This is a genomic window from Mycobacterium sp. (assembly GCF_039583805.1).
GTDB lineage: Bacteria > Actinomycetota > Actinomycetes > Mycobacteriales > Mycobacteriaceae > Mycobacterium.
The window spans coordinates 1-9,896 of record NZ_JAVKSH010000124.1 but is presented as its reverse complement, the minus strand read 5'-3'; the positions used below and the strand labels follow the sequence as shown (position 1 = coordinate 9,896).

7 protein-coding genes, 1 pseudogene and 1 riboswitch are annotated in these 9,896 nt (G+C 68.3%); all 8 genes and pseudogenes read left to right on the top strand.

All coding sequences use genetic code 11. The annotated features are described in order from the left end of the window. The first annotated feature begins 134 nt into the window (after nt 1-134). Entirely contained in the window at nt 135-1,064 is a 930-nt protein-coding gene (locus tag ABDW21_RS14830) for an ESX secretion-associated protein EspG (RefSeq protein WP_343602700.1), read from the top strand. 169 nt (nt 1,065-1,233) lie between these two features. Further along, nucleotides 1,234-2,745, top strand: a complete 1,512-nt coding sequence (eccD, locus tag ABDW21_RS14825; RefSeq protein ID WP_343602698.1) for a type VII secretion integral membrane protein EccD — start codon at nt 1,234-1,236, stop codon at nt 2,743-2,745. Beyond that, nucleotides 2,723-4,558: a type VII secretion-associated serine protease mycosin gene (gene mycP, locus ABDW21_RS14820; RefSeq protein ID WP_343602697.1), complete on the top strand. Its 1,836-nt coding sequence runs from the start codon at nt 2,723-2,725 to the stop codon at nt 4,556-4,558. Before eccD ends, mycP begins: the two co-directional genes overlap by 23 nt. Beyond that, nucleotides 4,555-5,733 carry a type VII secretion protein EccE gene (gene eccE / locus ABDW21_RS14815; protein WP_343602696.1) on the top strand — a complete coding sequence of 393 codons (1,179 nt, stop codon included), beginning with the start codon at nt 4,555-4,557 and terminating at the stop codon, nt 5,731-5,733. The genes mycP and eccE overlap by 4 nt, the downstream gene beginning before the upstream one ends. Beyond that, nucleotides 5,730-7,559, top strand: a complete 1,830-nt coding sequence (eccA, locus tag ABDW21_RS14810; RefSeq protein WP_343602694.1) for a type VII secretion AAA-ATPase EccA — start codon at nt 5,730-5,732, stop codon at nt 7,557-7,559. The genes eccE and eccA overlap by 4 nt, the downstream gene beginning before the upstream one ends. 106 nt (nt 7,560-7,665) lie before the next feature. Then, nucleotides 7,666-7,835, top strand: a riboswitch (M-box (ykoK) riboswitch). Between the two features lie 285 nt (nt 7,836-8,120). Continuing rightward, entirely contained in the window at nt 8,121-8,420 is a 300-nt protein-coding gene (locus ABDW21_RS14805) for a PE family protein (protein ID WP_343602693.1), read from the top strand. Between the two features lie 16 nt (nt 8,421-8,436). Continuing rightward, nucleotides 8,437-9,756 (top strand): PPE family protein, encoded by a 1,320-nt coding sequence (locus ABDW21_RS14800; protein ID WP_343602691.1) that lies wholly within the window; start codon nt 8,437-8,439, stop codon nt 9,754-9,756. Nucleotides 9,757-9,819: 63 nt separating this feature from the next. After that, nucleotides 9,820-9,896 (top strand): annotated as a pseudogene (locus ABDW21_RS14795) (WXG100 family type VII secretion target); the annotation flags it as partial.

Genomic DNA, 9,896 nt, shown 5'->3' with positions numbered 1-9,896 from the left:
CCGCCGTCGGCTCCAGCTGGGCCTAACAGCCACCATCAGGCGCGGCAGCACACCGGAGCCAGGTGTGCTGCCGCGTCCTTCTTATCCGACTGATCCGAAAGCGCCGAGAACCGAGACCAGAACCGAGAGTAGCCATGGACCAACAGAGCACCCGGACCGACATCACCGTCAACGTCGAGGGTTTGTGGATGCTGCAGGCGCTGTTGGATGTTCGCCACGTGGCACCTGAATTGCGCTGCCGGCCGTTCGTCTCCACCGATTCGTTGGACTGGCTCAACGAGCACCCGGGTATGGCGGTCATGCGCGAGCAGGGCATCGTCGTCGATGACGAGGTCAACGAACAGGTCGCTGCCCGGATGAGGGTGCTGGCGGCGCCCGACCTGGAGGTCGTCGCACTGCTCTCCCGCGGCAAGCTGCTCTACGGCGTCAAGGAGAGGCCGGAAGGGAAGGCGGAAGGGGAAGCGGAAGCGGAGCAGGTCGGTTCGCGCGACATCCCCGACAACGAGTTCCGGGTGGTATTGGCGCGGCGCGGCCAGCACTGGGTGTCTGCGGTTCGGGTCGGCGACGAGATCACCATCGACGACGTGGCGATCGCGGACACGGCGTCCATCGCCTCGTTGGTGTTCGACGGGCTGGAGTCGATTCACCATGCCGATCCGGCGGCGATCAGCGCGGTCAACGTGCCGCTCGAGGAGATGCTGGAAGCCACCAAAGCATGGCAGGGCGCCGGTTTCAACGTGTTCTCCGGCGGTGACCTGCGGCGGCTGGGCATCAGTGCGGCCACTGTCGCCGCGCTGGGGCAGGCGCTGGCCGATCCGGCCGCCGAAGCCGCGGTCTATGCCCGGCAGTATCGCGACGACGCCAGGGCCCCCAGCGCCTCGGTGCTGTCGCTGAAAGACGGGTCGGGCGGGCGTATCGCGATGTATCAGCAAGCCCGGACGGCGGGCTCGGGTGAAACCTGGCTCGCCATCTGCCCGGCCACCCCGCAGTTGGTGCAGGTTGGGGTGAAGACGGTTTTGGAGACGCTGCCCTACGGCGAGTGGAAAACGCATCGCCGTGTCTAAGAAAAGACAATGAGAAGTATCGTGCGACAACGGATTTGATTTGACTGCTGTGCGATAGGCCGGATGTGGGTCAATGGTCTAGAATTATCTGGACAATACGACCCACGTCGAAATTGAAAAACGAGGCGAGACTCATGAGCCCAGAATTCGTCGACAACGGGGAGGTCCAATGACAACTCTGGTGGCCGAGGCGCCGCAAACCACCGCCGAAGCAGTTTCCTCGCCGCAGGCAACGGTCGTTGCCGTCATGGCCGCCGATGTGCAGATCGGCGTGCTGTTGGACGCGAACGCCCCCGTCGCGGTCATGGTCGACCCGCTGCTCAAGGTCGTCAACAGTCGGCTGCGGGAGCTGGACGTCACGCCGCTGACGGCCGACGGACGCGGGCGCTGGATGCTGTGCCTGGTAGACGGCACGCCGTTGCGGCCCGGCCAGTCGCTCACCGAGCAGAGCGTGTACGACGGCGACCGGCTCTGGCTGCGGTTCATCGCAGACACCGAGCACCGCGCCCAGGTCATCGAGCACATCTCGACCGCCGTGGCCGCGAACCTGTCCAAGCGTTTCACCGCCATCGACCCCGTGGTCGCCGTGCAGGTCGGTGCCGCGATGGTGGGGGTTGGCGTGCTGCTGGCCGCGGGTTTGCTGGGCTGGTGGCGCTCGCAGGACGACTCCTGGCTGCCGGCTGTCTACGGAGCCGTGATCGCGCTGCTGGTGTTGACGGTGGCCACGCTCGTGCTGGTGCGCTCCACGACCACAGCCGACCGCCGGGTCGGGGACATCATGCTGCTCACCGGGCTGGCTCCGGCAGCGGTGGCGGTGGCCGCGGCCCCGCCCGGACCGGTCGGCGCCCCACACGCGGTTCTCGGTTTCGCGGCGGCGGGCGTCGGGGCGATCCTGGTGATGAGGTTCATCGGACGCCAGCTGGCTGTCTGCACCGCGATCGTCACCATTTGCGTTGCCGGTCTGGCGGCAGGCCTGGCGCGGATGGCACTGGGCGCCGGAGCGGTGACCCTCCTGACCTGCGTGCTGCTGGTCTGTGTGGTGGGCTATCACGCCGCGCCGACGATGTCGCGCTGGCTGTCGGGTATCCGGCTGCCGGTGTTTCCGTCCGCCACCAGTCGCTGGGTGTTCGAGGCCAGGCCCGACCTGCCGACCACCGTCGCAGTCTCCGGCGGCGGCCGGCCCATCCTGGAAGGCCCCGCATCGGTGCGTGACGTGGTACTGCGTTCCGAGCGGGCGCGGTCATTCCTGGCCGGTTTGCTGGTCGGGATGGGAGTGCTGATGGTGGTGAGTTCGACCGCGCTGTGCGACCCACACACCGCACAGCGCTGGCTGCCGCTGCTGCTGGCCGCCTCCACCTCGGGCTTCCTGTTACTGCGCGGGCGCTCGTATGTCGACCGTTGGCTGGCGATCACGTTGGCGGTGACGGGGGTGCTGATCGTGGTGGCCGTGGTGGTGCGCTACGTGCTGGTGCTGTCATCTCCCGTGGCGTCCTCGATCGGGGTGGCGATCCTGGTCCTGCTACCGGCGGCCGGGTTGACGGCTGCGGCGGTGGTGCCCAACAGCATCTACAGTCCCCTGTTCCGTAGGTTCGTTGAATGGATCGAATACATCTGTCTGATCCCGATTTTTCCGCTGGCCTTGTGGTTGATGAACGTCTATGCAGCAATCCGGTACCGGTAGCCGCCGGCACTGCCGTCGAGTAACGGGAGCGGCCGCCGCCGTCCTGCTGATTGCTACCGGGTCGCTGGCCGGGTCGCCGGCTGCCCACGCGATCGATCCGCCGGTGATCGACCCCGCCGCGGTGCCGCCGAACGGCCCGCCCGGCCCGGTGGCGCCGATGCGCCAGACGGCCTACTGCACGGAAGTCGGGGTGCTGCCGGACACCGATTTTCGCCTGCAGCCGAAATACATGGACATGTTGAACCTAAACGAGGCATGGCGATTCGGCCGCGGCGCCGGGGTGAAGATCGCGGTGATCGACACCGGTGTGACCCCGCACCCGCGACTCCCGCACCTGATCGGCGGCGGTGACTATGTGATGAGCGGCGGTGACGGACTGTCCGACTGCGACGCGCACGGCACGATCGTCGCGTCGATGATCGCCGCAGCGCCCGCCAGTGGCGCTGCGCCGGAGGCGCCCCCGGGGCGTAAACCCCTGCCGGTTCCCACCAACGAGCCACCTCCTCCTGCGCCGCCGCCGCAGACGATCACGTTGGTGCCGCAACCACCCCAACCCCTGAACGTCGAGCCCGCGCCGCCGGAGGAGCAGGGCCCCCCGCCGCCGTTCGGTGCCCCTCCACCCGGGCAGGCACCCCCTGCCGGGCCGCCACCCCCTGCCGAGCAGGCACCCCCTGCCGGGCAGGCACCACTTCAGCCTGGGCAGCCACCCCAGCCCGGGCCGCCACCCCAGCCCGGGGCCGCCAGCAGCGGACCCGGCACGATGGTGCTGCCCAGCTACGCCGGCAGCGGGCGGGTGATCGCCGCCGACCGTTCCCAGCCGGCGGCCCCCATGCCCCAGGATCCGCCACCGGCGGGCCCGGGTGATGCTTTCGTCGGGATCGCTCCGGATGTCGAGATCATCTCGATTCGCCAGTCCAGCCAGGCATTCAGCCTCAAGGACGCATTCACCGGCGACGAGGATCCGCAGACCCGCCAGAAGATGGACAGCATCCGGACCATGGCGCGGGCGATCGTGCACGCCGCCGACCTGGGCGCGTCGGTCATCAACATCTCCCAGGTGCTGTGCATGAGCGCACGTAACGTCCTCGACCAGGCCGATCTGGGCGCAGCGGTCCATTACGCGGCCGTCGACAAGAACGTGGTGATCGTGGCCGCCGCGGGTGACACCAGCCAGAAAGACTGCAAGCAAAATCCGGTGTACGACCCGTTGCAGCCCAACGATCCGCGCGACTGGAACGCCGTGACCACGGTGGTGACGCCCTCGTGGTTCAGCCAATACGTCTTGACCGTCGGCGCCGTGGATGCCACCGGTGCGCCGATGGACAAATCGAGTGTTGCCGGGCCGTGGGTGTCGATCGCGGCACCCGGAACCGATGTCGTCGGGCTCTCACCGCGTGACGACAGCCTGATGAACGCCATCGACGGTCCGGACAACACGCTGCTGGTGCCGGCCGGCACCAGTTTTGCCACCGCGATCGTCTCCGGAGTGGCGGCTCTCGTCCGCGCGAAGTTCCCGGAGCTCTCCTCGCAGCAGACGATCAACCGGTTGACGCGTACCGCCAGGTCACCGGCCCGCGGGGTCGACAACCAGATCGGTTACGGCGTCGTCGATCCGGTGGCCGCGCTGACCTGGGATGTGCCCGATGCCCCACCCCTGCCCACCGAATCGTCGTCACCGCTGAAGCTGCCGCCGCCTCCTCCCGAGCGCGACATGACGCCCGTCTGGGTGGCCGCCGGGGGAGTGGCGGGGCTGTTGTTGGTCGCCGGAGCCGTGTTGGGCGGCGCGGCGCTGATGCGACGGAGGTCACGATGAAGGCGCAACGTCGATTCGGCCTGGCCGTGTCGTGGCCGCGGGTCACCGCGGTGTTCCTCATCGATGTCGCGGTGCTGGCGGTCGCAAGCCACTGCCCCGACACCTGGCAGACCCACCACATCGCGTGGTGGGCGGGGGTCGGTATCGCCGTGCTGATCACGGTCGCGGCCCTGCTCAGCTACCGCGGCATCCCGGTCACGTCGGCACCGGTCGCGCGGCTACGCAATTGGTACACCGATCCTGCGGCGATGCTGGCCGGCTGCACCCCGGCGATCGATCACCGCCGGCGGTTCGGCCGCGACGTGGTGGGCGTGCGCGAGTACCGGGGCCAGCTGGTCGCGGTGATCGCCGTCGAGGGTCCCGTGGGCGTACCGTCGGGTCGGCACCGTGAGCGGCCGGCGCCGGCGGTGGGGCTGCCGGTGGGGACGATCGCCTCGGCGCTGCGGCAGTTCGACGTTCGTCTCGATGGCATCGACATCGTCGCGGTGGAAGCGCGGCGGGTCGACAGCGGTGTCGCCGCGGCGGTCCGAGACGACTTCGGCAAACACGGCGACGCCAGCGCGGGTCATCAGCGCCGCGTCTGGCTGGTGCTGCGGATGGATCCCCAGCGCAATGTCGCCGCGACGGCGGCCCGCGATTCCGTGGCCTCTACTGTGGCGGCGGCGGCCGAGCGGCTCGCCGATGATCTCGACGGGCCACGCTGCACCGCACGCACACTGAACGCCGACCAGATCGCCGACGTCGACGAGGCAGTGCTGGCCGGCCTCGACCCGGCAAGCATCGCGCCCTATTGGCGCCATCTGAAGCACCCCGGCGGATTCGTGACCAGCTTCTGGGTCTCGCCTGCGGACATCACCGCCGAGACCCTGGAGCAACTCTGGGAGCCCGACACGGACGCCACGGTGGTGACCCTGCGGCTCGAGGCGCGACGCGGGGGCGCCGACGTGTCGGTGTGGGTCCGCTACCACAGCCGAGAGCGACTGCCCAAAGAACTCTGCAGGGGGCTGAACCGGCTGGCCGGACGACAGTTGACCGCGGTGGCGGCCAGCTTGCCGGCGCCCACGTCCGGCCCGCGCCTGGTGATGCCGCGCCGGCCGCTGCGCGCCGACGAGCATCTCGAGATGCCGCTGGGAACCGCGCCGCACGACGTTGCGGTCGCAGGCCGGCACCGATGAGCAGGCCGCAGACCGCAACCGACGCCCGCAACGCCATGGTGGCCGGTCTGCTGGCGTCCGGCATCTCCGTCAACGGACTGCAGCCCAGCCACAATCCGCAGGTGGCACTGCAGATGTTCACCACCGCCACCCGGCTCGACCCGCAGATGTGCGACGCCTGGCTGGCCCGGATCCTGGCCGGCGAGCAGGGTATTGACGTGCTCGCGGGAGCGTGGGCCGCCGTCACGACATTTGGCTGGGAGATCCGCCGCCTGGGACTCACTGACGCCGAGTTTCGGCCCGAAGCCTCCGACGGTCTTTTCCTGCGGCTGGCGATCACCAGCGTCGAATCGCTGGCTGCCGCCTACGCTGCCACCCTCGCCGAGGCGAAACAGTACGCGGAGGCCGCCCGGTTGCTCGACGCGGCCGAGCCGCGGCACCCGTTCGACGCCGAGCTGATCGCGTATGTGCGGGGCCTGCTGTATTTCCGCACCGGCCGTTGGTCGGATGTGCTGGCCCAGTTCCCGGCTTTGACGCCGTGGCGTGACCCTGCGCTGAAGGCCGCCGGAGCCGCGATGGCCACCACGGCTCTGGCCTCGCTGGGGGTATTCGAGGAGGCGACCCGGCTCGCACAGGAGGCCATCGAGGGTGACCGCGTACCCGGCGCGGCCAACGTGGCGATGTACACGCAGGCAATGTGCCTGCGTCACTTGGGCCGCGAAGACGAGGCCGTCGAGCTGCTGCGCCGGGTGTACGCGCGGGACGCCAAATTCACCCCGGCCCGCGAAGCGTTGGACAATCCCAATTACCGGCTGGTGCTCACCGACCCGGAAACCATTGAGGCGCGGACGGATCCGTGGGATCCCGACAGTGCGCCGACCCGCGAGCAGACCGAAGCCGCCCGGCACTCCGAGATGGCCAAGAAGTATCTGGCCGAGGGTGACGCCGAGCTGGGCGCCATGCTGGGAATGGAACAGGCCAAACGGGAAATCACACTGATCAAGTCGACGACCAAAGTGAACCTGGCGCGCGCCAAGATGGGGCTGCCGGTGCCGGTGAGTTCGCGGCACACCTTGTTGTTAGGGCCGCCTGGAACCGGAAAGACATCGGTGGCAAGGGCTTTCGCTAAGCAACTGTGTGGTTTGACGGTGTTGCGCAAGCCGCTGGTAGTAGAGACCAGTCGCTCCAAGCTGCTGGGCCGCTACATGGCCGACGCGGAGAAGAACACCGAGGAGATGCTCGAGGAGGCGCTGGGCGGCGCCGTCTTCTTCGACGAGATGCACACGCTGCACGAGCGTGGTTACCAGCAGGGTGACCCTTACGGCAACGCGATCATCAACACCCTGCTGCTCTACATGGAGAATCACCGCGACGAGCTGGTGGTGTTCGGAGCGGGTTACGCCAAGGCGATGGAGCACATGTTGGAGGTCAATCCCGGTCTGCGACGCCGCTTTTCGACGGTGATCGAGTTCTACAGTTACACACCGCCGGAGCTGATCGCGTTGACCACGTTGATGGCCCAGGAGAACGAAGACGTAGTCACCGACGAGGCGGTGCAAGTGTTGTTGCCGTCCTACACGAAGTTCTACGCCGACGAGACCTATTCCGAGGACGGCGACCTGATCCGCGGTATCGACGTGCTGGGCAACGCCGGCTTCGTGCGCAACGTCGTGGAGAAGGCGCGCGATCACCGTAGCTTCCGGCTCGACGACGACGAGCTCGATGCCGTGCTGAACAGCGACCTCGACGAGTTCAGCGAGGAACAGCTACGTCGGTTCAGGGAACTGACCCGCGACGACCTCGCCGAGGGCCTCGGCGCCGCGGTGGCCGAAAAGAAGACCACCTGAGCGCGCGGCGCGTCGGGTTCTTCGATGCTCCACACCATGAATTCTCCACACAATGACCGGCGAGGCGGGTTGACTGACACCGCTTCGAGTGCAAGCATTACCGCTGTATGCACCTCGCTAGGTGAGGCGTCTGCACGGACATAGGCCACTGACCCCGAACGTCGAAAGACGCCCAGGGTCAGGACAGCTCTTCCCGGCTTAAGGGTTGAGCCCAAGTGGCTTTCGGGAAACCGGATACGCCGTGCAGTGCCAAAGCTCTGACGAGAGGGGTGCCCGCCCGGCTCACCGGCTTGGCTCCCCACCCCGCTGTGCGACGTAACGGCACCCCCGTGTGCCCCGGCCGTGAGGAGGTGAGAGCGGAATGAGTCCCAGTGACAATCCGGATCCCTATCCGAGTTCCATGACCGTTTCGCTCGGATCCGGCCCCGGCGCCGTTTCCGCCAGCTGAGTCGGCCTGCGCCGCTTCAGATTACACACGCACGTCCGCATGTCTTCGGCGTGCGTCATTCCCGCGTGCCCCGGCACGTCATTGCGCCTGCTTCCTGTGAGGAGGAGCCCCACATGTCTTTTGTCACCACACAACCTGAAGCTCTGGCTGCGGCTGCCAGCCAACTGCACGGAATCGGCGCGGCGATTGCCGCACAGAACGCAGCCGCTGCACCCTCGACGACGGGACTGATTCCGGCCGCCGCCGACGAGGTCTCCGCGCTGACCGCAGCGCAGTTCGCTGCGCACGCGGCGGTGTACCAAGCCGTCAGCTCACAGGCTGCCGGGATTCATGAACTGTTCGCGACCACGCTGGGCACCAGCGCGGTGTCCTACTCGACTGCCGAGGCCGCCAACGCGGTCGCGGCGAGCTGAAAGGAGTGTTCTGACAATGGACTTCGGAGCTTTCCCACCGGAGGTCAACTCCGCACGGATGTATGCCGGTCCCGGATCGGGGCCGATGCTGGCCGCCGCGTCGGCCTGGAACGCGTTGGCCGCCGAGTTGCGTTCGACAGCGGCCGGGTATCAGTCGGTGATCTCAGGGCTCACCAGTGAAGGCTGGCGCGGGCCCGCGTCGGCGTCGATGGCGGCCGCCGCCGCGCCCTACACGGCGTGGCTGAGCACCACTGCCACTCAGGCTGAGCAGACCGCCCAGCAGGCCAACGCAGCCGCGGCCGCCTACGAGGCGGCGTTTGCGGCCACGGTGCCCCCGGCGGTGATCGCCGCCAATCGCAGCCTGTTGGCTTCGCTGGTGGCCACCAACGTGCTCGGCCAAAACACGCCGGCGATCGCGGCCACCGAAGCCCACTACGGGGAGATGTGGGCCCAAGACGCCGCGGCGATGTTCGGCTATGCCGCCTCCTCGGCGGCCGCGGCGAAAGTCACCCCGCTGACCGCCCCGCCGCAGACCACCACCGCGGCCGGGCCGGCCAACCAGGGCGCCGCGGTCGCCCAGACCACGGCCGCAGCCGCTGGCAGCCATGCCCAGACGCTGTCGCAGCTGTTGGCGCAAATACCCAACGCGCTGCAATCCATGGCGTCGCCGACGTCGTCGGCGCACTCGGGCCTCGGCGGCCTTCTGGAGGGGCTGGATGGGACCACCAAGAGCGTCAACGGGTTGGCCGGGGTGCTGAATTTCCTCGACGGTGCGGACGGAAGCGCGTTCGGAACCTTCTTGTCCGGCGGCGTCGGCAACGGATTGCTCTCCGGCGGACCCATTTTGGGCACCCAGACCACCATGAACACGCTCGCCGACCTCACGGTGGTCGGCAGCGCGCTTCAAGGCGGCGGCGGGGGTGGAGGTATTGGGGCAATCCTGTCGGGCAAGTTCTCACCAGGAACCGGTGGCGTGCTGGCGTCCGCGTTCGGTCCCGACGCGCTGGCACCCATGGCGGCGACCCCAGCCGGGATGGGCGTCACCCTGGGCGCCGGAGCCGCCCCGGCGGCCCCGGCGGCCATGTCGGCCGGGATAGGCCGGGCCACTTTGGTCGGCGCGATGTCGGTGCCGCCCAGCTGGGCCGCACCCGCACCGCCGATGACCCCGGTCGCCGCCGCCTCGTCCAGCCACGGCTTTGCCACCGTGCCGGCAAGCGCCATGCCCGGAATGCCCGGCATGCCGATGAGCGGCACCGGCGGGCGCGGCTTCGGTTTCGCCGCACCCCGATACGGGTTCAAACCCACCGTCATGGCGCGCCCCGTGGTCGCCGGATAGCACAACAACGCCGGATAACACAACGCGAATGTCATTGCACCACAATCATTTAAGGAGATCGCAATGCCTAACCGTTTTATGACCGACCCGCACGCCATGCGCGACATGGCGGGCCGGTTCGACATGCACGCCCAGACCGT

What these genes read in the sequence shown, in the direction of transcription:
- ABDW21_RS14830 (WP_343602700.1), top strand. Translation starts at nt 135, where the DNA reads ATGGACCAACAGAGCACCCGGACCGACATCACCGTCAACGTCGAGGGT.
- eccD (WP_343602698.1), top strand. Translation starts at nt 1,234, where the DNA reads ATGACAACTCTGGTGGCCGAGGCGCCGCAAACCACCGCCGAAGCAGTT.
- mycP (WP_343602697.1), top strand. Translation starts at nt 2,723, where the DNA reads ATGCAGCAATCCGGTACCGGTAGCCGCCGGCACTGCCGTCGAGTAACG.
- eccE (WP_343602696.1), top strand. Translation starts at nt 4,555, where the DNA reads ATGAAGGCGCAACGTCGATTCGGCCTGGCCGTGTCGTGGCCGCGGGTC.
- eccA (WP_343602694.1), top strand. Translation starts at nt 5,730, where the DNA reads ATGAGCAGGCCGCAGACCGCAACCGACGCCCGCAACGCCATGGTGGCC.
- ABDW21_RS14805 (WP_343602693.1), top strand. Translation starts at nt 8,121, where the DNA reads ATGTCTTTTGTCACCACACAACCTGAAGCTCTGGCTGCGGCTGCCAGC.
- ABDW21_RS14800 (WP_343602691.1), top strand. Translation starts at nt 8,437, where the DNA reads ATGGACTTCGGAGCTTTCCCACCGGAGGTCAACTCCGCACGGATGTAT.